Genomic DNA, 22470 nt, shown 5'->3' with positions numbered 1-22470 from the left:
GGCTGATTAGTCTTCTTTCCGTCCTTTGAGACTCATCCCTGTCGCTCCTAAGATTGCTCCAAGCAAAGCCAATCCTAAAATAGACTCTTGTCCAGTCTCAGGAAGCTGATGACTAGCCGATGTTTGGTCTTGCACCGGTGCTGGCTGAGCTTCTTCTACTGTTTTTTGTTCTGAAGCGACTGGAGCTGGCTGAGCGTTCACAAGTGGCTTCACTTCAGGAGCTACTGGTCTCACTTGATGATGACCTCCTTGATCAACTTGAGGTAAGTCTGGTTGAGGACTTGGACCATCCTGTAAACCTGGAGTCGGAGTAACTACTTCCGCCTCCTTGGTTCCCACTTCCACAATCTCAGCAACAGCTTCTTTCGATACTTCTGTCCCTAGCACTTGGCGACTCTCATCAATGGCAGAGACCACAACAAATTCACGCTGCTGGCCTTTGACACCTGCTTGAACCACTTTTCGTTCACCCTTGGCTAAATCTGGATTGGTCCGTTCAACAACTTCAAAATCCAGTTCTTTTTCGACAACTTCCAAACTTGGTATGTCTGCTACCAAGGCTCTGACATCATCTTCTGCTTGGCTTCCCACTTGGGTGATTGGTTTCAATTGACTGAGAGCTTGAGTTACCTGTTCAACCTGCTCTGCCACTTTTTCTTGGTGAGCACGACTGATCTTCCAATTTAACTGATCTAGCACCGTTGCAAGAGCTGAACGAGATTCCTCAGTGTAGATGGAAAGATCTGTTGGAACATTGGCAAGGACCGCACGAAGGGCTGTATAGTCAGCTTTGAAGTAGTCCTTATTGTGGTTGGCAAATGCTTCCATGACCTGGAAGACTTCTTCTTCCTTGTATTCAGCGCTTGGTCTATCTGCCCAGATAGCTACCATACTACCAACAGTAGGAAGATCAACCTCAGGATATTTAGTTGAAGCTAGCTGGTTGAATGGAGTTTTTTCAGTATTTTCGATAGCTTTCTTGAGGAAGCCACCACCATCTTCAGGTTTTTGACCGAGGATATAGTACCAATCTCCGTTAGTGTTAAGGAACTTATACCCCTTGCTTGCTAGATATTGAGGAGATGCGAGGTTATAGCCCCACCATCCTTTAGACCAGTAAGAAATTAAGACATCCTTGTCAAAGGCAACATCATCTTCGTCTCCATAGTAGAAGCCATCGTTAAAGGCCATTGGCTGCAAGCCTTTTTCGCGGGCCATGGCAGCAAGACTGTTGGCGTAGTCCGCAAATTTACCATAGAGCTCATACCATTTGAGGTAGTACCAACCTTGAGCATTAGTGGCATCATTGGCGTATTCGTCTGTTCCGTAGTTAAAGATCTTAGACTTGCCTTTAAAATAGTCCATGTATTTGCCAATTAGGGCCTTAGTAAAGTTGACTGCTTCTTCGTTGGTCAGGTCCATAGTTGTCTTGGAAACCGTATCAAAGGTCGCTTGCGGATGTTCGATACCTAGTTTTTGCATCGCTACCAAAATGGCATCCATGTGGCCTGGACTATTGACTGCTGGGATCAAACCAATGCCTTTAGAAGTCGCGTAAGCTAGCAATTCATCCATTTCTGCTTGGGTCAAGGCTTGACCATTTGGATCGTCATAATAGGCCTTGGTTCCTTCAAGGAGAGCAGCTTTCACATCGTCGCTAGTGTAGGTTTTGCCATTTGCCTCCAGGGTCATATCATCGAGGACAAAGCGCATACCATCATTTCCGACAAGGAGGTGCAAGTCAGAGTACCCTAGCTCACTGGCCTTGTCCACGATTCGTTTCAACTGATCCAGTGAGAAGTATTTGCGCCCTGCGTCAATGGAAATCACTTTGCTCTTAGCTAGTTTTTCAGCAGCTTCCTTGTCCGCCAACTCTTTGGCATAGCTTTCTGTATGGACCAAGGCCTCTTGAGCGGCTTTGAGAGAAGCAATCAGTTCTTTCGCTTCTGCTCGAGTCGTGTCTGCTCCTACCCCTTCCAAAGCTTTTTTAGCTTCTGTAAAGGCTACTAGAGACTCTGGTGTATAGTGATCCAAATCAGTTGGAGCTTCTGCAAGAGCTTTTTCAACCACTTCAGGATCCGCTACAAAGTAGTCCGCGTTCTTGTCCGCAAAAGCGTGCATGAGCTTAAAGAGAAGGTCTTTTTTGTAGGTTGCGGATGGCGTATCTGCCCAGGCAGCTACCATTCCACCGATGAAGGGAACCTTAGCCCCATCATTTTTCTGAACGGAATCGATCGCTGATTTAGAAATTCCTTCAAGACCTTGATCAAGATTGTACCAACCTGATCCAGCTTTGTCACGACCGAGGACATAGTACCAAGCATCATTGGTATTCAGAATTTGATGGCCTAGTTCAGACAAAAGCTTGGATGAAGCAACATCATAGCCATTCCAACCACCTGTCCAGTAGGATACGATGATATCCTTATCAAAAGTTCCATAGGAAGTATCACCATTGTAGTAGATACCATCGTTGAAGGCCATTGGTTTCATCTTGTGTTTTTTCACAATAGCCGCTAGATCATTGGCATATTGGATAAATTTTTCGTATCCTTTGTCTGGATAACCTTCATCTGGCCAATGCTTGCTGGCTTGAAGGACTTGCCAACCATGGGCATCTGTTGCATCATTGGCATATTCGTCCAAGCCAATGTTAAAGATTTCTGTCTTGCCACTGAAATAAGCTGCATACTTGTCCACCAAAGCTTTGGTGAAATCTAGGGCTTTTTGGTTGTCTAAATCAACGGTCCGTTCTGATTTTTTCGTACCAAAGTAATTGAAGTGAGGGTTTTCGATCCCCAATTGCTCCATAGCTGTCAGAATGGCATCCATGTGCCCTGGGCTGTTAATTGTTGGAATCACGCCTATATTCTTGGATTTGGCATAAGCCAAAATGTCATCCATTTGAGCCTGAGTCAAGGCTGTTCCATTTGGATCGTCATAATAAGCCTTAGTTCCTTTTTCGACTGCTTCCTTCACTGCCTGGCTAGAGTAGGACGTATCTCCTACTTGCAAGAACATATCATCAAGGACAAAGCGCAAACCATCATTTCCAACTAATAGGTGTAAATCGGTATAGCCTGTCTTACTAGCTTCATCAATGATTTCCTTGATTTGATCAGGTGAGAAGTATTTGCGACCGGCATCGATCGAGATGACCTTTTTCTTGGCCAATTTTTCTTCTTGCTCTGGATCTTTAGCTGGTGTTTCAGTCGCTGCTGTCACAGGTTGAGCTGCCACATCAGCTTCTGTGACAGAGACCGCATCTTCGCGAATCAAGCGATCAAGATCGGATGCACGTAGTTCTCGATCAGGTAGGGTCGGTTGACTTTGATCAACGATTGGAGCAGGAATGATTGGTTTTTCTACTGCCGGCTGACTAGCTTCCTCAATAGCAGAGGGAGGCAAGTCTCCTTCACTTGGTTGCGTCGGAAGAGCCGTTGCAGGACTTTCTGTAACGCTCGGCGTATCTGCTGCCACGACTTGACCGCTGGCAAAAAAGCCAACCAATACCGAAGCAACTCCTACAGCATACTTGCGAATAGCATAACGTGGTTGATGTGATTTCATCAGGACCTCCTAAAATTTGTTGTGTGTAAACGCTTACTTTCAGTCTATCTAGAAAGTAGGCCCTCGTCAAGCCTTCTTTGCAAGGTTCTTTAATTAAGAGAAGAAGCTATAAAATTTTATCCCTATATTTCATTAAAACTAGTGGACACAAGAAAAAGAGCTTGGCTGTTAAAACCAAACTCTTTATTTTTATTCTCAAAAAACAACCGCTCTGAGTGCCTGATTTTTATTTCTTGGCGCAGTGGTTGATTGCTCAAAACACTGTTTTGAGGTGGCAGATAGGGATTGCGAAGCAAGGCTCTTCCTAAGCAACTGGACGGGGGTACTAAAAAGGTCCGGTGGACCTTTTTTGCCCGAGCCTTAAATCCAAAAAAGCGAGGAAGAAATCAAACTCTTCGAGTTACTGATTTCTGTCTCTCGGCGCAGTGGTTGATTGGAACTACTCCTACCTGCGGTACTCGTACTTCCTAATCAACTGTGCGGGGGCAAAACTACGAAATCGAGACTGCGTCTACCGATTTCTGTCTCTCGGCGCAGTGGTTGATTGGAACTACTCCTACCTACGGTACTCGTACTTCCTAATCAACTGTGCGGGGGCAGGACTACGAAATCGAGACTGCGTCTACCGATTTCTGTCCTGCTCCCTATATTGCCCAATCTCCGTTGCGGAATACTGGGACGCGGGTGCCGTCTTCTCGGATGCCGTCGATATCCATTTGGCTTGAGCCGATCATAAAGTCGACGTGGACGTCTGAGCGGTTAAGTCCTGCTGCTTCGAGTTCTTCTTCTGTAAACTCTGCGCCACCTTCTACACTAGTTGCATAGGCTGCCCCGATGGCTAAGTGGTTAGAGGCATTTTCATCGAAAAGAGTGTTAAAGAAAGTAATGCCTGATTGAGAAATTGGGCTTGGGTCTGGTACGAGTGCACATTCACCCAAAGCACGCGCTCCCTTGTTTTTGAAGACCAAATCTTTCATGACTTGATCGCCTTTTTCAGCTGTAATATCTACAATTTCTCCATTTTCAAAGGTCACTTTGATCCCTTCGATGATATTCCCATTGTAGCTAAGCGGTTTTGTAGAAGTGACATAACCTTCTGCGCGACGGAAATCAGGAGCTGTGAAGACCTCTTCTGTCGGCATATTTGGCAAGAATCCTTCGCCTTGGGCATTAATAGCTCCGGCTGATTCCCAAACGTGGTTTTTCGGTAAACCAAGGGTCAAATCTATTCCAGGCGCTGTGTAATGAAGGGCTGAGAATTGCTCTTTGTTAAGTGTATCTGCCTTGCTCTTGAGAATAGCAGCATGCTCTTCCCAAGCCTTGACTGGATCTTCTTCGTAAACCCGGCAGGTCTTGAAGATTTGATCCCACAGGAGATCCACTGCTTCTTCATCGCTAGCCGCATTTGGGAAGACCTTCTTCGCCCATTCTAACCCTGCTGCAGCAGCAACTGTCCAGCTGACCTTATTAGACTGAGTGGCGATGCGCATGGGTTTCATGGCCATGCCCAAAGCCTTAGCAGAGGCAGAAAGCTTCTCTGCATCGACACCATTTAAAGCACCTGGGTCAGACGAGCGCACACCCAAGCGACTCGCCTTGTGTTCCAAGAGGTAGTTCATCTCTGCAATCTTGTAGTCAGGTACATTGTCCAAGCGATCCATCGGGGCATGGAGGAATTTTTCCCGGTTAGTGAAGTCGTCGGCCCATTGGACAATGACTTCGTGCGCCCCCAAGGCATAGGCTTCCTTCACAATCAAGTGGGCTAATTCTCTTTGCTCAACATCGATGTTCAAAGCCAAGGTATGGCCAGGCTGCACGTTAACTCCGTTCGCAACCAACAATTTAGCGTATTTTCTAAGTTTTCTTTAAAATTTGGTAAAACCATTTTCAATCCTTTTCTATATTAATCCTTTAAGAGTGACAAGAGGTTTGCTAACACGACAGTGGAGCAGACCAAGGCAGTGACTTTTAAAATTGTATCGGTATCTAGCTCTAATTGATAGCTAAATGTTTTTTGAGCAGGTTTGTCTTCTGCAAAAATTTTCACCCTCATCGTTCCATTCCTTTCTTAGTCATCCTCCTCACCTAGATAGAGGCGTCGTGCCTCTGGGCTGTTGGTAAGAATATCGATATAGGTTTCATAATCATCGGGCAGGGGCTTTCCCAAAGAGATATCTAGCTCTGGATTCACATTTTTCCCATGGAGAAAGCAGAGATAAAGACGTTCATTGAGCGTCGGAAAGACTTCAATCGACATGAGCTCAGCCTGACCTACCCGCTCCCATTCTTGCTCTTTGATATCTGGTAGGATATAGGCTTGGAAGAGTCCCATCAGAGGATTATCCTCTGGTAGGCCACTTTCCTTATCCGCCTGAACTAAGGAAAGCCGTTGGCCAAAACCAGCTACTTGGCGCTCCCGTCCCTTCACCGAAACCGTAATCGGATGCCCTCCCATATGGCTGTAAATCCATTCTTTAGGTAGCCGATAATCTAACAGAGGCTCAAGATCTTTGACAATCGTTACAGGACTATAGCGTAGAAACTGACGAGTGACTGCTTTACAAAAGAGAATATTCTCCTCTTTCAAGGTCACTCCCTTCCAACTATTTTCCTCCTTAAAATGGTTAAAAAATACCAGATAGGGCTCTCGGACCATTTGCGCTAAGACATAGACGCCATTCCGTAGGCGAATGGAAATGACTTTCCCTGACTTCCAGGGTGTTGCTCTTTTTTTCTTTTCTATCATTAGCCAACCTCAAAACGAGCGAGGATCCTTGAATCCATCAAAACAAATCACTATGACTTCCTGTCCTCAGCAAGTTTAAAATCAATTCATCCTTGTCCACTTTATACACCAAAAGCCAATCCGGCTGGATATGACACTCACGAACACCTTGAAAATGCTTGGAGTTGGTCAGTTGATGGTCACGATATCTGACAGGAAGTTCTTTTTCTTGAATCAGAAAATGCAAGACTTCTTCTAACAAATCTGCTTTCAATCCACGCCTCATTGCCAACTTAAAATCTTTTTTAAACTGTTTATGATAGCGAATCTTAAGCACGCAAGTCCTCCATCAAGTCTGAGACAGATTCAAAAGACCGACTCATATTCCGATTTTGATCTACATCCGTTACTACTTGAAGCAATTTCCGATTATCGTCTATTCTAACATCAAAAGGTAAGCCCTGATATTGAATAGCCTGACGGAGAAAAATGTTGATGGCTGTTGTCATATCCATCCCTAAATGATTAAAAACCTGTTGAGCCTGTTCCTTAACCTCACTATCCAAACGAATACTCATACTCGTCTTAGACATATTCTCACCTTCTTTCTATTGATTATTATAACAAAAAAATAAGGCTAATGTAAACTCATTGGATATACAATGGATAGCTGTTAGCTAAAATATAGTAAAGAAATAAAATTAATGTCCCAAATATGGGAGATCTCAGCCTGAGTTTTAGTTTTAGAATATAATGTTGCTATCATAGATTAAGAGGTGAAAAATATGAACCAGATTATGAAACAATATAAATTACTATATTTCTTGATTATTTTATTAAGTTTGACAAGTGCTCTTTTAATGACATTCTTCTCTCTTCAATTAGGAAGAATACTTGATAGTATAACTAATTCAAATAGTGGATTACTCTTTCATATCACTATTTGTGTAAGTTTAATTTTACTGTGGTTCTTTATCTCTTGTTCTTATTCCTATCTTAAAAATCAATATGTAAAAAAAGTTATTATAGATCTAAAAAAGGGTCTCTTATTACATTATTTATCGCGTGAATTTAACCAAATTGACAACCGTAACCATTCAGATTTCTTAAATAATATCACCAAAAATAGTGACCTTATTCAAGAAAATTTATTGATTCCTAGAATCTCTCTAATTGCAAATTTAGGGACCCTTATCATGAGTGTTGTTGCCATTATCTATATAGAATGGCGATTAGCATTAGTCTTTCTTTTATTGTCGAGTATAACGATTTTTCTATCTCAAATTCCTGGAAAGTTAATGACTAAAGCAACTAATAATTATTCCCTACAAAATAGTCACTATTTGTCAAAAATGACAAACTTTATTAATGGTTTTGAACAAATTAAGTTATTAAATATTCAAAGCTGGACCCAAGAAAAAATTCAGGGAATCAGTTTAGAATTTGAAGAGTCCAGAAAGACATATCAATTCTTAAAAGACTTAGCTTCAACTACTGGAATTTTACTAAGTTTTGGCTCTCAACTATCCTGTATGGTCGCTGGTATCTTTTTTGTAAGAAATAACTTACTGACTATTGGACTACTAGTAGCAAGTATTCAATTATTAAACGGTGTTTTTGCTCCATTACAATCTATTCTTTACAATAAAAATTTAATCAGCAGTAGCAAGTCCATTATTGATAATATCCAAGAAAATCTATATGAGACAAATCATGGAACTTTCCATAAAACAAGTACAATTGATTGTGATAACATTTCGACTATTTCTATTAGCCAATTATATTATGAAATTGAAAATAGAATATTATTTGATCATTTTTCCTATGAATTTAAAAAAGGCAAGCGCTATGCGATTATCGGTGCTTCAGGAACTGGGAAAACAACTTTAGTAAAATTAATACTAAATTATTATCCAAAAAATCTTTATGATGGAGAAATAAAAATCAACGGAAAACAGAATATTGATATGCCCTCAGAGGAGTTATATAAAGATATTGCGTTTGTGCAAAAAAATGACTTTCTAATTGAAGGCAATATTCTAGAGAATATCAAATTGGCTAGAAACCTTCATTTAACTGAAAAATTAAGAAAATCCTTAGGTTTTAATGAAGACTTCCTTCGTAAAAACCTAGCTCAATCAAACAAAATCATTTCAGAAGGAGAAAAGCAACGAATTGATTTAGCTAGGTTTTTAGTCAAAACATATTCAGTTTATATATTTGACGAACCTACAAGTAACCTTGATCCAATAAAAGCAAAAGAAATAATGGACTACATTCTATCCATTAAAGATGCAATTGTTATTGTCATTACTCATGATCAAAATCCAGAAATATTGGAAGAGTTTGATCACGTTATTACCTTATAGATAAATGGCCTAGTCTACTAAATGAATGATGTGTTTCTCAAAGTATTGTTTGTAATTTTTGTAGATTGTTTTATTGAAGAGTTCGAAAATTTTTAAAGCTTCTTTGATTTTTAAAAGTGATTTTTGATTATGATAGAATTTCAGTTCCAAATATCCATCTAAATATAGCAAAATAGTTTGTTCAAAAAAATCTGTGGAATCCGCTAATATATTCTTCGTAGCCTGTTTTAAAAATAAAGATTCCTCATATAAGTCGTTCTCAATCATTATAATCAAAGAATTGAGAAGTAGTTGAATGAGAGATTGTCTATTTCTAGGTATAGGACTATACAACTTCCCTTTTTTGAGCGCCTCTTTGGCATATCTAAATAATAAATCTGGAGATAGAACACGACAGCAATTTCCAAGGATGAGCGTTTCGTAATAACCCCAGTTTTCAACGGAAAATAAATAGTTTGTAAGATAAGAGGCATCTTGACGACTCAATTGATGATTCTTATCCATTCCCGAAACAATACTTTCGATGAAAATAGCATTTAATTTATGGTAATGAGAATTTGTCTCATGAAAAAGTTCTATTTCTTTCTCTACCATATCTAGTAATGCTTGAGCATCTTCATTATATGCGGCCTGTTTAACAGAAGCTATTAAGGTATTAAAATCCGAAGGTTGATAATGATTACAGATAAGCAGAAATTCTTCTAGTGTTACTCCTATTCTTTCAAGAAGATACAATAACTTAAAGACAGAAATCTCTGTTTCTCCTAATTCAAATCTAGATATTTGAGATTTTGAAATTTCAGCACCTGCTAATGAAGAAATAGAAATCCCCTTTTCTTCTCTTATTTTCCTATAAGTTTCACCTAAAATCATACTTATCTCCATTCCATATCGAAAAGTTATTAAGGTATAGCAAACACTACTTCCATTAAGCTTACTCTTGTTTGAGAGTATCATTATTAGTAATTTATAGCAATCATTTTTGATAATTTCAATATATAACTTCCTAAAGTTTTAGTCTTTGGATAAAAACTTACTTATATTCTATCATATCTAAAAACCAGTAGAAATGAAAATCATAAAAAATCATCTCTACTGGTTTTACTGTTAAGTCTTAATTAAATGAAACTTAGTCGGCTTATTTGAACAAGTTGACTTTAAATTAAAACAAATCATCAAACAAACTCAACTGATTGTCTTCTGGCATATTGCCGAGAATGCCCATCTCATCCATCTTTTCTACCAAGGTTGAGGAAACACCGCCACGTTTGCGGAGTTCTGTCTTGGATAGGAATTCTCCTTCTTTCCGAGCTCGCACAATCTGCTTGGCTACGTTTTCTCCCAATCCATCCATGGCGACAAATGGTGGGATAAGGGTGTCTCCATCGATCAAGAATTCCGTCGCATCACTGCGATAGAGGTCTAGCTTACCAAACTTGAAGCCTCGCTCCCACATCTCATTGACAATTTCAAGCGTCGTGTAAAGGTCAATTTCTACGTTGGAAGCTTCGTTGTTCTTGCGTTTTTCAGCAATCTCCTTCATCCGCGCTTTCACGGCTTCTAGTCCTGCGCCCATGGTCTTGATATCAAAGGCCTTGGCACGGATTGAGAAGTAAGCACAGTAATAGTAGAGAGGATGATGAACCTTAAAGTAAGCTACCCGCAAGGCCATCATAACGTAGGCTGCCGCATGGGCTTTGGGGAACATGTACTTGATTTTCCCACAAGATTCGATGTACCATTCAGGTACACTGTTAGCCTTCATGGCCTCGATATAGCCATTGCGCTCTTCTTCAGGAATCTTGAGCCACATGCCTTTCCGCACCCGCTCCATGATGGTAAAGGCCATTTTTGGATCTAGGCCAGCGTGCATGAGGTAAACCATGATGTCATCCCGACATCCGATAACGGTTGATAGGTCAGCAATACCCGCCTTGATCAAGTCTTGGGCATTTCCCAACCATACGTCGGTACCGTGAGACAGACCAGAAAGCTGAAGCAACTCGGCAAAGGTCGTCGGATGAGTCTCATCGACCATGCCCCGAACAAAGTTGGTCCCAAACTCTGGGATCCCCAGCATACCAGTCGAGGTACCGATTTGCTCCGGTGTGACTCCTAAGATATCGGTTCCTGAGAAGAGGGCCATGACACCAGGATCATCCATTGGGATATCGTTTGGATCAATGCCTGATAAGTCCTGGAGCTTGCGAATCATAGTCGGATCATCATGTCCCAGGACATCGAGTTTAAGGACGTTCTCATCGATATCGTGGAAGTTAAAGTGAGTGGTCTGCCATTCGGCTGTCACATCATCTGCTGGGTACTGCACAGGGGTGAAGTCATAGACATCCATATAGTTAGGGATAACAACGATTCCCCCTGGGTGCTGACCGGTCGTCCGTTTAACCCCAGCTGCTCCCTGGGCTAGCCGTTCCACCTCTGCATCCCGGTAATACTTGCCGTAGTCCCGCTCATAGCCTTTAACAAACCCATAGGCGGTCTTGGCTGCAACTGTACCTACTGTTCCTGCCCGGAAGGCATATTCTTCTCCAAAAATATCACGGACATCCAAGTGGGCACTCGGCTGATCTTCCCCTGAGAAGTTCAAATCGATATCGGGTACCTTGTCCCCATCAAAACCAAGGAAGGTCTCGAAAGGAATGTCTTGACCGTTTTTACTGAGTTGGTGACCACAGTTTGGACAGTCCTTATTGGGCATATCAAATCCTGAACCATAAGAACCATCCGTGATAAACTCACTGTATTTACACTCCCCGCAGACATAGTGAGGAGAGAGCGGATTAACCTCGGTAATCCCGATCATGGTCGCAACGAAACTGGATCCAACAGATCCCCGGGAACCAACCAAGTAGCCCCGTTCATTGGAACGGTGCACCAAGAGTTGGGAAGCCAGATAGATCACGGCGAAGCCATTCCCTAAAATAGAGGTCAATTCTTTTTCAATCCGTAAATCAACAATATCAGGTAGCGGATTCCCATAGATTTCAAAGGCCTTCTGATAGGTCAATTCGGCAACCGTTTCTTCGGCCTTGTCGATAAATGGGGTATAGAGGTCCCCCTTAACCACTTCGACAGGTTCAAAGATTTCTGCCAGAGCATTGGTGTTTTCAATGACCAGTTTTCGTGCTAAGTCTTCCCCTAGAAAGGCAAATTCATCCAGCATTTCATTGGTTGTACGGAAATGGGCTTTTGGTAGGGGTGCTGGTTGGGCGTTTTCTCCATGGCCGATGGTCCGGTTAATCATGGCCCCTTGCCCGAGACTGCGGACAATGATTTCCCGATAGATCTCTTCCTCAGGCTCAAGGTAGTGGACATTTCCTGTCGCGAGGACTGGCTTGCCAAGGCGATCTCCCACCTCAATCAAGCTCTTGATGATGGTCTGGAGCTCGTCCATATCTTTGACCTGCTCTTTGGCAATGAGGGGCGCATAGATGGCTGGAGGCATGACCTCAATAAAGTCATAATACTTGGCCACTTCCACTGCCGCATCAACTCCTTGAGAGACGACCGCGTCAAAGACTTCTCCTTCAGAACAAGCCGTTCCCAGGATTAAACCTTCCCGGTGGGCATCTAAAACTGTTCGCGGAATCCGAGGAACTCCCTCAAAATATTGGGTATTGGAAAGGGAGACCAATTTGAACATGTTTTTCAAGCCCGTCTGGTTCTTGACATAGATGGTTGCGTGTTTGACCCGAGCCTTTTTGTAGGAATCCGGACTAATCAAATCCAAATTCAGCTTAGCAAGATTAGTCACGCCATGCTTTTCTGCTACATCCTTGATAAAGATAAAGAGCAGGCGGCCCGTCGCTTCCGCATCATAGTTGGCCATATGGTGGTGTTCCAAGGCAACCCCAAACCGCTTGGTCAAGGGGCCCAAACCATGACGCTTGTACTCTGGATAAAGGTTCCGAGCAAACTCTAACGTATCAATTACTGGCTGGGTGATTTTGGGAAGGCCATGACGCTCATAGTTGGCATTCATGAAGCCCACGTCAAAAGTGGCATTGTGGGCAACCAAAACCGCATCCTTGCAGAATTCCTGGAACTCCTCCAAGACCTGTTTCAAAGGTTTGGCATTGCGAACATGGTCATCGGTAATGCCTGTCAGATCCGTTGTAAAGGCGGAAATGGGGTGCCCTGGATTGATAAACTCATCAAATTCAGCAATGATATTGCCCTTGTGCATTTTAGACGCGGCAACCTGAATCAGATCATTGTAAATTGCTGAGAGTCCTGTCGTTTCCACGTCAAAAACCACATAGGTCGCTTCATGAAGGTCTAGATCGACTTCATTGTAGGTAATCGGTACACGGTCTTCAACGATATTGGCTTCCATCCCATAGATGAGTTGGATACCAGCTTTTTTAGCTGCCTTGTAACCATGAGGGAAGGACTGCACATTGCCATGATCGGTAATGGCAAGAGCCTTGTGCCCCCATTTGGCTGCTTTTGCGACCAACTCCTCTACCTCAGGTAGGGCATCCATGGTCGACATATTGGTATGGGCATGGAACTCGACCCGACGCTCGCCTTCTGGCATCAGATCCTTACGCTCATAGTGGACCACTTCTTGAACATCTTGAACATTCATGGTCAAATCTCGTGTAAAGTTATTGACCTCGATGTTCCCACGAACCCGTAACCAAGAGTTTTTCTTGATCATATCAAACTTCTGAGCTTCTTCTTCATTTTTAGCCCATTTCTGGAGCGAAAAACTAGAGGTATAGTCGGTCATCTTGAAATTGATCAAAACCCGACCTGTCCGAGTCACCTTTTGCTCGACATCAAAGACTACCCCTTCAAAAACGATGCGGTTCTCTTCTGTCGTGATATCAATCATAGGAGTGATTTCTGCCTTATCCAGCTTGGGCTTGGCCGCAGCCTTTTTGGCTTTGAAATCAAAGGCTGGTTTTTCCTCCGCTGGTGGAGGAGCCATTTGAGACAAGGACTCCATAGCCCGCAAAGTTTCTTCGTTGGCTGCTTGGAAGATTTGATCCTTCTCAGCTTCGAAGGCCTGTTGGAGTTCTTCTGTCAACTGGTCATCAGCTTCTACCCGACACTGAAAATGAGGAAAACCAAACTTGGTCAATTGACTAGCAAGATTTGGCAGATGGTTTTTCCGGTGATGCTCCGTATCCACAGATGAAGGGCCACTAATGATCAGCTCTTCTCCCTGTGCACGAACCTGCAAGTGTTGATACATGCTCTTAAAGCCCTGGCTCGCACAGGGACCATCTTCAAAAGCTTCCTGGTAATAGGCTTGCAAGAGGTCCTCACTAAAAGTTGGATTCTTTACCTGAATCTCAAACACCGCTCGATTGCCTGTCTTTGAAAACTCCTCAGCCAAGCGGTTTTTGAGCTCCCGAAAAATCGTGATGGGAAGAATTTCGGCAAAAACAAAACGAAATTCCCAAACACGACTGAGCTTATGGACGATGACCTCTTGGATTTCAGCCCCTTCAAAAGCGCCTGATTCACGCATTTCCAAAGGCATCCCTAACTGATTCATTAAGATTTCAAAGCTAGTTGACATGATTTCTCCCTGACGAATTACTAGCCTTTATTTTATCATATTTCGCCTAACTTTTCGACTGTCAGAAGGTCCTTTCGTCTAGCTGGCTCAGCTTACAAAAAAGAAGGCTAGGGTGTTGAGCATCCTAGCCTTCTACTATTGCTTATTTATTTAAAATTGAAAGGGTTTCAAGCAGGTTGTCTGCATGCACTTCAATCGTGTCTCCTGAAGCTTTGATTTTCACTTCTACGATACCGTCAGCTGCTTTCTTCCCAACAGTGATGCGGATTGGCAAACCAATCAAGTCACTATCGCTAAATTTAACACCTGCACGTTCGTTACGGTCATCCACCAAGACTTCGTAGCCAGCCTTGACCAATTGGTCTTCGATCTTGCTAGTCAATTCAAGAGAGGCTTCGTCTTTGACATTTACTGGAATCAAATGCACATCAAACGGCGCCAATTCTTTAGGGAAGTTGATTCCCCAAGCGTAACGGTATTCACCTTTTGGTGTCTTATTAACGAAGAGGCGAGCGTGTTGTTCCATGACTGCTGAAAGGAGACGACTCACACCGATACCATAGCAGCCCATGATGATTGGCACAGCACGGCCATTTTCATCCAAGACATCTGCACCCATACTTGCTGAGTAGCGAGTACCAAGTTTGAAGATGTGACCAATCTCGATCCCACGCGCAAAGTTGAGAACACCTTGTCCATCTGGAGAGATTTCACCCTCACGCACTTCACGGATATCCACATATTCGGCAGTAAAGTCACGACCTGGGTTGACACCCGTCAAGTGGTAACCATCTTGGTTAGCACCCACAACAGCATTGCGGCTATCTTGCACTTTGCGATCTGCAATAATTTTGACAGTTTCTGGAAGATTGACTGGACCAAGAGAACCAAAGTCAGCTCCCAACAATTCTTTCACTTCTGCCTCAGTTGCAGGTTCCAAGAAGTCTGCTCCAAGGTGGTTTTTCAACTTGACTTCATTGAGTTGGTCGTTGCCAACCAATAGAGCTACAACTGGCTCTTGGTCTGCAATATAAACCAAGGTCTTGATTGTTTGGTCTTCATAGATATTCAAGAAGGCAGCTACTTCATCAATTGATTTGACACCTGGTGTTTCCACACGAGCCACTTCTTCTTCCGTCACAACACGGTTGCTTGGTTTGTAGGCGTTTGTCGCCATTTCCAAGTTAGCTGCATATCTTGACTCACTTGAGTAGGCAATCGTATCTTCACCAGAAACCATCCATTTGAGCAATTCTGCCTTGATTTCTTCTTGCACTTCTGCAGGAATCTCATCAAATGATGCGACTGACTTGTCTAAGACCACCCAACGGTCAAGGTCTGTACGTGAAGGAGTGATGGCCATAAATTCTTGGCTATCCTTACCGCCCATAGCTCCACCGTCACCGATGATAGCTTTGAAGTCCAAACCACTACGAGTGAAGATACGCTCATAGGCTGCCTTGTAGTCATCATAGGTCACATCCAAGCTATCGTAGTTAGCGTGGAAGCTATAACCATCTTTCATGATGAACTCACGGGTCCGAAGAAGTCCATTCCGTGGACGTTTTTCATCACGGTACTTGGGTTGGATTTGGTAGAGATTCAGTGGCAACTGCTTGTAAGACTTGACCGAATCACGGACAATAGCTGTGAAAGTTTCTTCGTGAGTTGGCCCCAAGATAAAGTCTGACTTCTCACGATTTTTCAATTTGTACAAGTCTTCCCCGTAAGTTTCATAACGGCCAGATTCGCGCCAAAGGTCAGCGCTGAGAAGGGCCGGAGCCAACATCTCAACGGCACCAATCTTATCAAATTCCTGACGCATGATCTTCTTAGCTTTTTCGATTACACGGTTGGCAAGTGGTAGGTAAGAGTAGACACCTGCTGATACTTGACGAACATAACCAGCACGTAGCATCAAAGCGTGGCTGATGACCTGCGCATCACTTGGCATTTCGCGAAGTGTTGGAATAAGCATTTTACTTTGTTTCATTCAGATTCATTCCTTTTCTATTTCAAAAATAATTTCATGATATCATTCCAAGTCACAGCAATCATCAAGATAACCATGACCGCCACTCCAGCAAGGGTCAAGTAGGTTTCTACCTCCTGTTTAAGAGGTTTTCTACGAACAAGCTCGATCAGATTGATCAAGATTTTCCCACCATCCAAAGCCGGAATAGGAATCAAGTTAAAGATTCCGATATTAATAGACAGCATGGCCATCAAAGATAAGATCGCTGGAAGTCCTAGCTCCGCAGCTTGCGAACTAGCTTTGTAGATTGCTACCGGACCACCCAACTTGTTCAAACTAAAGTGGAAGATGATATCCTTCAAGGCCGTCAAAATACGAGTTGCTGTGTACCAAGTATCTGTCACACCTGAGAAAAGCTTATCTAGGAAGCCTGTCTTGACAGCATTGGTCACACCGATATAATACCGTCCCCCATCTTCTTCTGGTTGAACCGTCACTTTTTGAGTTTTCCCGTCTCGTTCATAGGTAATCGTTACTTCTGGATTTTTTCCTTGGTTACGGGTCGCCTTCTGGACAGAATCTGTCAACTCATCCCAGTTGGAGACCTTGTATTCATTGATTTGAACGATCTGGTCATTGTCTTTCAAACCAGCCTTAGCCACCACTCCTTGGGGAACGACCTGAACATGGTTGCTATAGTAGTCCACTGCACCTCCCTGCATAAAGGCAAGGAGAGAGTACACGACAATACTTAAGATAAAGTTGTTCATTGGACCAGCAAAGTTGGTCATCAGGCGTCCCCAGATACTAGCGTTTTGATACTGCACATCCAGAGGAGCAATCCGTACTTCTGTCCCATCTTCCTCAACGATGGTTGCATCATGGTGGACAGGATAAGTTTTGGTCTCTTCGATAACGATTCCTGTAATTTGAAGTTTATCCTCAAAATCAAAATCTGTGACATTCATGGGAAGAGCTGTCTGATCGATATTTTTCCCAGAAAGGTTGATCCGAACAACTGTTCCCTCAGGGTTCAAAGTTAGACTGACAGGCGTTCCTGTCTTAATCTCTGTTGTATCTTCGCCCCAGCCTGCCATTCGGACATAGCCCCCCAATGGAAGGATTCGAATAGTATAGGCTGTTCCGTCTTTGCCTACATGGGCAAAAATCTTGGGCCCCATCCCAATCGCAAACTCGCGAACAAGGATGCCTGATTTCTTTGCAAAATAGAAATGGCCGAACTCATGTACCAGGACAATGACGCCAAAAATGATAATAAAGGCAATAAATTGCATACACGCTCCTTCGTTTTATCTGATGATAGGATGATTTCTGTTTAAAACAGACCAAAGAATAGCATCAGTGGGAAAACAAAAATCAAGCTATCAAATCGATCCAAGACACCACCGTGACCAGGAATAAAACGGCCAGAGTCTTTCACTCCAAAATGGCGCTTGATGGCACTTTCGACTAGGTCACCAAACTGAGCTGCTATACTGAAAAGAATGGTAAAGAGAATCATGGTCACCCAACCGTAAGAGCCTGCAACGGTACGATCTAGCATCATAAAGATCATCGTCACAACGACAGCACAAGCAATCCCGCCTAGACTTCCTTCAACAGTCTTGTTAGGTGATACTCTTGGCAAGAGTTTTTTCTTACCGAACTGGCTCCCAATAAAGTAGGCTCCTGAATCCGTAGCCCAAACAATAAAGAGGGCCAAGAGAATCTTATCTACACCTGCTAAGCGTGCTTGAATCAAAGCATGGAAACCAAAGCCAACATAAAAACTTGAAGCAATCGGATAGACAACCTCGTCATAGGTGTAGCCTTGCGCCAAGACAGTCGTTCCCATCAATAATAAGACCAAAAGGCCATAGGCGATGAAATTGCCACCCGCTGGTAAGAAGGGAAGGTAACTCTCTAAAGGCAACGCCAACACAAGAGCTGCTAGCATGGCCAAGGCTCCTTCGATGGTTTCAGTCTGCAGACCTTTCATCTTCAACAATTCATGAACACCCAACATAGCGATAAGTCCCACTACAATCTGGAACACAAGGCCTCCCATAAGAACAACTGGGATAAAGAATGCTAGGGCGATTCCTCCAAAAATCACTCGCTTCTGTAAATCTTTTCTCATCTATTTCTCTCCTATACACCACCAAAACGTCGATGACGATGGCTGTATTCTTCTATTGCTTCATGCAAGGCCTTTTCTCCAAAGTCAGGCCACATCACATCGGTAAAGTAAAGCTCACTATAGGCTGCTTGCCAAGGTAAAAAGTTGCTCAAGCGAAGCTCGCCACTGGTCCGAATAATCAGATCAGGATCTCGCAAGTCCTTGGGTAGACTACTGGTATACAAATAATTGGCAATGGTCTCTTCTGAAATGTCACCCGGATTTAAGTGCGCATCGAGAACTTCCTGGGCGATTTGTTTGACTGCTTGGGTCAGTTCCGCCCGTCCTCCATAGTTCAAGGCAAAATTCAAAATCAAGCCTGTATTGGAGTGGGTTAACGTCTCTGCCTTTTCCAGAGCCTCTAAGGTTTCCTTCGGAAGACGAGAAACCTCGCCAATCATCTGGATCTTCACATTATTTCTATGAAGTTCTGGAACAAAACGATCGTAAAATTCAACTGGAAGATTCATGATAAAGCTCACTTCCTGTTGAGGACGTGTCCAGTTTTCCGTTGAGAAAGCATAGACCGTTAGGGCTTGCACTCCCATCTCCTTGGCTGCGATGGTTACTTCTTGCAGAGCCTCCATGCCGGCTTTGTGGCCAAAGACACGAGGTTGCATCCGTTTTTTGGCCCAACGACCGTTCCCATCCATGATGATTCCAATGTGCTTGGGCACTTCTAAGGGAACACTTAATTTTTCTTTCTTTTTAAAACGAAACATGTTTTTCTACCTATTTCACTGCTTTTATCGCTTCATTATATCATAAATCCGCTTAAATTGGCAGTCTAGCCCCTTTTCTAGGGGGCATCAAGCTAAAAATGAAAAAAGCGACCCTTTGATCGCTCTTTCTTATTATTCACCGTCGATGATAGAATCTGAGTCACCAGCGCCTTCAACTGCACCAGCTGTCACTCCTTCTGAAACTGGCAAAACTGTTTTAATAGCTGTCAATTCAAATGTGAGGTATACGCCATCCACGTCCAAGACAACGGTTTTACGTTCAGTGTCTACTTCATCAACTGTTCCATACAAACCACCGATGGTAATCACTTCATACCCTTTTTGAAGCTTGTTCAAGCTTTCCATCCGTTTTTGGTATTGTTTCTTTTGGCTACGGCTCATGAAGAACATCATTCCGACCATTAGCGCAAGCATAAATAGCAAGGTTGTACCACTTTGCATACCATTTCTCCTTTTTAAATCATATATGCTCTACTATAGCAAATTTTATAGGGATTTTCAATATGAACCCCTGATTTTCAAAAAATAAGTCGGTAGATGGAGATGGTCTGCTCACTATTCGATCCAGACAGCTTTCCTAGTGATTCCTTTTTTTTAGAAAAAGAAAAAACCATAAAAAATAGGTTTTTGCTAATCGATTGTGATTCCATATTTTTCATGATTTTTATCATACCATTCAATCAACAACATGGCTGTTTGATAGGTAATGTTTTTAATTTTACTGGTTCCTTTTGTCAAGGTAGCTAGACTCATCTTACTAATATCTGTCTCAGTTGCTACTCTATAACTTGTCACCTTTCCATCCACCATCAATTGAACGACAGCTTCAACTTTCTTATAATCTTTTGTCGAATAAATATCAATTGGATTTTTCATAAAATCATCCTATCCCCTTAAATTTAGTCTTTTATATATTATATAATTTATTTGTTCATTTATATGAAATTCTTGCTTACAGAAGCTTTCTAAGGCATTTTCATGCTGTATTTAGCATCAATTCATGAAAAAACATACCTATTTTTTATCATTTTTCACTTTCTGGGAAAAAAAACGATAAAACTATACCTTATATATTTTTCTTTTGTTGACATAAAAAAGGCTAAGAATTTCTTCTTAGCCTTCTTTTTTAAACTGATTTTCTCTCGGTTATGGTGCTAGATGTCCTAGTTATTCTTCTGAGTTTGTATTCTCTTTAATAACCAATTCTCCATCTTCCATATCTGCTAGCAAGTGTTTAGCCTCAAGGTGATCCAAGTGGAAGTCGGTCACCTTGTCACGGATTTGTTGTTCAACCACCCGACGGAGTGGACGTACGCCCATGACTTCATCATAGCCTTCTTCGGTCATGTATTCTTTGGCCGCATCGCTCACTGTCAAGTCGATGTCTTTCTTAGCAATAGTTTTGTTCACTTCTACTAACATCAAGTCAACAATCTTAGAAAGGTCTTCCTTGCTCAAGTGTGAGAATTCGATCACTGCGTTAAAGCGATTCAAGAATTCTGGACGGAAGAATGGTTTCAAACGATCCATGAGTTCTGGTTTGTCCGCATCTTCTGTCAAGTTGGCTTCGTACCCAAAGCCAGCATTTGAAGTAGCGATGATTACGGTATTCTTGAAGTTGACAGTGTTTCCTTGACCGTCAGTCAAACGACCATCATCCAATACTTGAAGGAGAAGGGTGATCACTTGAGGATCCGCCTTTTCAATCTCGTCAAGAAGGACGATAGAGTATGGATTACGGCGAACACGTTCTGTCAAGGTATTGTTGTTGTCGTCGTAACCGACATAACCGGCAGTTGTACCGATCAATTTAGACACGGCTGTACGGTCGCTGTATTCTGACATGTCCAAACGGATGATGGCATCTTTAGTACCAAACATATCAAGGGCCAATTGTTTAGCCAACTCAGTCTTACCGACACCAGTAGGACCTACGAAGAGGAAGCTACCGATTGGGCGGTTTCCTTCGTCAAAGCCTGCACGGTTCCGACGGATCGCTTTGGCAACGGCTTCAACAGCCTTGTCTTGACCAATAACCTTGGTTTGCAAACGGTGACCCATATCTTTCAAGCGTTCGATATCAGTTGCACCCATTTGTGATACTGGAATACCAGTCATCCGTTCGACAGACTCTGCTACGTCATTGACAGTTGCCGTCACCTTGTGATCTTCTGTATGGTTTGCAATTTGTTTTTCAAGTTCTTCGATCCGAATTTTTGCATTAAGGGCTGCTTCGTAATCTTCTTTAGCAGCTGCAACTTCTTGTTTCGCTTTTTCTTCTTCAATTTCATGTTCCACAGCATGGACATCTGTCACTGGGTGTTGTGCTGCCAAGTGAGCAGCTGTCACATCGACCAAGTCGATGGCCTTATCAGGCAAGCTACGTTGTGGAATGTATTGAACAGAATAATCAACTGCCGCTTTCAAGACTTCATCAGGCAAGACCACATTGTGGTGTTGTTGATACAATTCACGGATTCCTTGGAGGATCTTGAAGGTATCTTCAGCAGATGGAGCATTAACCTTGACTTCGTTGAAACGACGTGCAAGAGCTGCGTTTTTCAAGATGGTGTTGCGGTATTCATCTTGAGTGGTTGCCCCAATCACGGTCAATTCCCCACGTGAAAGAGCTGGTTTCAAGATATCCGCAAGACCTTTAGATCCTTGACCATCCCCTGTGCTACCTGCACCAAGGATTTGGTGGATTTCGTCAAAGAAGAGGATAATGTTTCCAGCTTCTTTAACTTCGTTGACCAAGTTTTGAATATTTTCTTCAAAGCTACCACGGTATTGTGTACCAGCTTCTAGACCAGAAATATCAATGGAGATGATTTCTTTGTTCTTGATAGCAGCTGGGACATCCCCATTCACGATAGCTTGGGCCAATCCTTCTACAACGGCTGTTTTACCAACACCAGCATCACCAACAAGAACAGGATTGTTCTTAGTACGGCGAGAAAGAATTTCAGAAGTTTCTTGAATTTCTTTATTACGTCCAATAACTGGATCCAATTTTCCTTCACGAGCTTCTTCAGTCAAGTTACGACCAAGTTTTGCAAGGATCCCATCTTGTTTCATGCCTTTACCTTGATGGTGTTGCACTTGCTCGCTTCCTTCAGTTGGAAGTTGTCCAGTTTGACGGTAAATAGCGAATTCTTCCGGTGTCACTTCACGACCGTTGATCATATAGCGACGGCTTTCAGAACGAAAACCACCCATGTTTCCCATTAGTTGATTGAAAAGATCATCCATATTGTTAAAGTTGTTATTCATAGTTGTTACCTCTAGTTTACATAATTTTAATTTATTCTTGAAAATGAGTAGCCAATTTGGCTACTTTACGTTTTTTACATAA

General features: G+C 42.7%; 15 protein-coding genes and 1 pseudogene. 1 reads left to right on the top strand and 15 read right to left on the bottom strand.

The features are described from left to right. Positions 1-6: 6 nt before the first annotated feature. The 6 genes and pseudogenes from QM873_RS05310 to QM873_RS05285 all read right to left on the bottom strand — a co-directional run bounded on the left by QM873_RS05310 (position 7) and on the right by QM873_RS05285 (position 6888). Entirely contained in the window at positions 7-3570 is a 3564-nt protein-coding gene (locus QM873_RS05310; RefSeq protein ID WP_414278951.1) for a family 20 glycosylhydrolase, read from the bottom strand. Between the two features lie 644 nt (positions 3571-4214). Next, a pseudogene (locus tag QM873_RS05305) lies at positions 4215-5455 on the bottom strand (aminopeptidase). A gap of 18 nt (positions 5456-5473) precedes the next feature. Next, entirely contained in the window at positions 5474-5623 is a 150-nt protein-coding gene (locus tag QM873_RS05300; RefSeq protein ID WP_414278950.1) for a hypothetical protein, read from the bottom strand. Positions 5624-5638: 15 nt separating this feature from the next. After that, a complete protein-coding gene (locus tag QM873_RS05295; RefSeq protein WP_414278949.1) occupies positions 5639-6316 on the bottom strand; it encodes a hypothetical protein in 678 nt (225 codons plus the stop codon). 37 nt (positions 6317-6353) lie between these two features. After that, the gene (locus QM873_RS05290; protein ID WP_023022161.1) at positions 6354-6632 is read right to left on the bottom strand and encodes a type II toxin-antitoxin system RelE/ParE family toxin; all 279 of its coding nucleotides are present in this window, start codon (positions 6630-6632) and stop codon (positions 6354-6356) included. Beyond that, positions 6625-6888, bottom strand: a complete 264-nt coding sequence (locus QM873_RS05285; protein ID WP_023022160.1) for a type II toxin-antitoxin system RelB/DinJ family antitoxin — start codon at positions 6886-6888, stop codon at positions 6625-6627. The genes QM873_RS05290 and QM873_RS05285 overlap by 8 nt, the downstream gene beginning before the upstream one ends. 192 nt (positions 6889-7080) lie before the next feature. Between QM873_RS05285 and QM873_RS05280 the strand changes: the two genes are divergently transcribed. After that, positions 7081-8664 (top strand): ATP-binding cassette domain-containing protein, encoded by a 1584-nt coding sequence (locus tag QM873_RS05280; protein ID WP_023022159.1) that lies wholly within the window; start codon positions 7081-7083, stop codon positions 8662-8664. Between the two features lie 9 nt (positions 8665-8673). Here the strand turns inward: QM873_RS05280 and QM873_RS05275 are convergent, their stop codons facing one another. From QM873_RS05275 to QM873_RS05235, 9 genes are all read right to left on the bottom strand, one after another. Continuing rightward, complete coding sequence (locus QM873_RS05275) at positions 8674-9537, bottom strand: helix-turn-helix domain-containing protein (RefSeq protein ID WP_123159777.1); 864 nt, start codon at positions 9535-9537, stop codon at positions 8674-8676. A gap of 289 nt (positions 9538-9826) precedes the next feature. Further along, on the bottom strand, positions 9827-14218 hold the full coding sequence (locus tag QM873_RS05270; protein ID WP_414278948.1) for a PolC-type DNA polymerase III: 4392 nt from the start codon (positions 14216-14218) through the stop codon (positions 9827-9829). A gap of 142 nt (positions 14219-14360) precedes the next feature. Continuing rightward, positions 14361-16211, bottom strand: a complete 1851-nt coding sequence (locus QM873_RS05265) for a proline--tRNA ligase (protein ID WP_414278947.1) — start codon at positions 16209-16211, stop codon at positions 14361-14363. Positions 16212-16228: 17 nt separating this feature from the next. Beyond that, positions 16229-17488 carry an RIP metalloprotease RseP gene (gene rseP, locus QM873_RS05260; RefSeq protein ID WP_023022155.1) on the bottom strand — a complete coding sequence of 420 codons (1260 nt, stop codon included), beginning with the start codon at positions 17486-17488 and terminating at the stop codon, positions 16229-16231. A gap of 41 nt (positions 17489-17529) precedes the next feature. Then, positions 17530-18333, bottom strand: a complete 804-nt coding sequence (locus tag QM873_RS05255; RefSeq protein ID WP_023027645.1) for a phosphatidate cytidylyltransferase — start codon at positions 18331-18333, stop codon at positions 17530-17532. 11 nt (positions 18334-18344) lie between these two features. Next, positions 18345-19094 (bottom strand): isoprenyl transferase, encoded by a 750-nt coding sequence (locus tag QM873_RS05250; protein ID WP_120701294.1) that lies wholly within the window; start codon positions 19092-19094, stop codon positions 18345-18347. A 132-nt stretch (positions 19095-19226) separates the two neighbouring features. After that, the gene (gene yajC, locus QM873_RS05245; RefSeq protein WP_006595033.1) at positions 19227-19556 is read right to left on the bottom strand and encodes a preprotein translocase subunit YajC; all 330 of its coding nucleotides are present in this window, start codon (positions 19554-19556) and stop codon (positions 19227-19229) included. Between the two features lie 189 nt (positions 19557-19745). Then, on the bottom strand, positions 19746-19991 hold the full coding sequence (locus tag QM873_RS05240) for a hypothetical protein (RefSeq protein WP_023022151.1): 246 nt from the start codon (positions 19989-19991) through the stop codon (positions 19746-19748). Between the two features lie 291 nt (positions 19992-20282). After that, on the bottom strand, positions 20283-22388 hold the full coding sequence (locus QM873_RS05235; protein ID WP_342992155.1) for an ATP-dependent Clp protease ATP-binding subunit: 2106 nt from the start codon (positions 22386-22388) through the stop codon (positions 20283-20285). Positions 22389-22470 lie beyond the last annotated feature (82 nt).

It is taken from the genome of Streptococcus australis (assembly GCF_047463015.1).
Classification (GTDB): domain Bacteria; phylum Bacillota; class Bacilli; order Lactobacillales; family Streptococcaceae; genus Streptococcus; species Streptococcus australis_F.
Note: the sequence above shows the minus strand (reverse complement) of the source record. Positions and strands in the feature narration are given on the sequence as shown.

Bases quoted from the DNA above. Each gene is read 5' to 3' on its own strand.
- rseP (WP_023022155.1), bottom strand. From the start codon at position 17,488: ATGCAATTTATTGCCTTTATTATCATTTTTGGCGTCATTGTCCTGGTA.
- QM873_RS05280 (WP_023022159.1), top strand. From the start codon at position 7,081: ATGAACCAGATTATGAAACAATATAAATTACTATATTTCTTGATTATT.
- yajC (WP_006595033.1), bottom strand. From the start codon at position 19,556: ATGCAAAGTGGTACAACCTTGCTATTTATGCTTGCGCTAATGGTCGGA.
- QM873_RS05250 (WP_120701294.1), bottom strand. From the start codon at position 19,094: ATGTTTCGTTTTAAAAAGAAAGAAAAATTAAGTGTTCCCTTAGAAGTG.
- QM873_RS05300 (WP_414278950.1), bottom strand. From the start codon at position 5,623: ATGAGGGTGAAAATTTTTGCAGAAGACAAACCTGCTCAAAAAACATTT.
- QM873_RS05295 (WP_414278949.1), bottom strand. From the start codon at position 6,316: ATGATAGAAAAGAAAAAAAGAGCAACACCCTGGAAGTCAGGGAAAGTC.
- QM873_RS05270 (WP_414278948.1), bottom strand. From the start codon at position 14,218: ATGTCAACTAGCTTTGAAATCTTAATGAATCAGTTAGGGATGCCTTTG.
- QM873_RS05235 (WP_342992155.1), bottom strand. From the start codon at position 22,388: ATGAATAACAACTTTAACAATATGGATGATCTTTTCAATCAACTAATG.
- QM873_RS05285 (WP_023022160.1), bottom strand. From the start codon at position 6,888: ATGTCTAAGACGAGTATGAGTATTCGTTTGGATAGTGAGGTTAAGGAA.
- QM873_RS05310 (WP_414278951.1), bottom strand. From the start codon at position 3,570: ATGAAATCACATCAACCACGTTATGCTATTCGCAAGTATGCTGTAGGA.
- QM873_RS05275 (WP_123159777.1), bottom strand. From the start codon at position 9,537: ATGATTTTAGGTGAAACTTATAGGAAAATAAGAGAAGAAAAGGGGATT.
- QM873_RS05255 (WP_023027645.1), bottom strand. From the start codon at position 18,333: ATGAGAAAAGATTTACAGAAGCGAGTGATTTTTGGAGGAATCGCCCTA.
- QM873_RS05240 (WP_023022151.1), bottom strand. From the start codon at position 19,991: ATGAAAAATCCAATTGATATTTATTCGACAAAAGATTATAAGAAAGTT.
- QM873_RS05265 (WP_414278947.1), bottom strand. From the start codon at position 16,211: ATGAAACAAAGTAAAATGCTTATTCCAACACTTCGCGAAATGCCAAGT.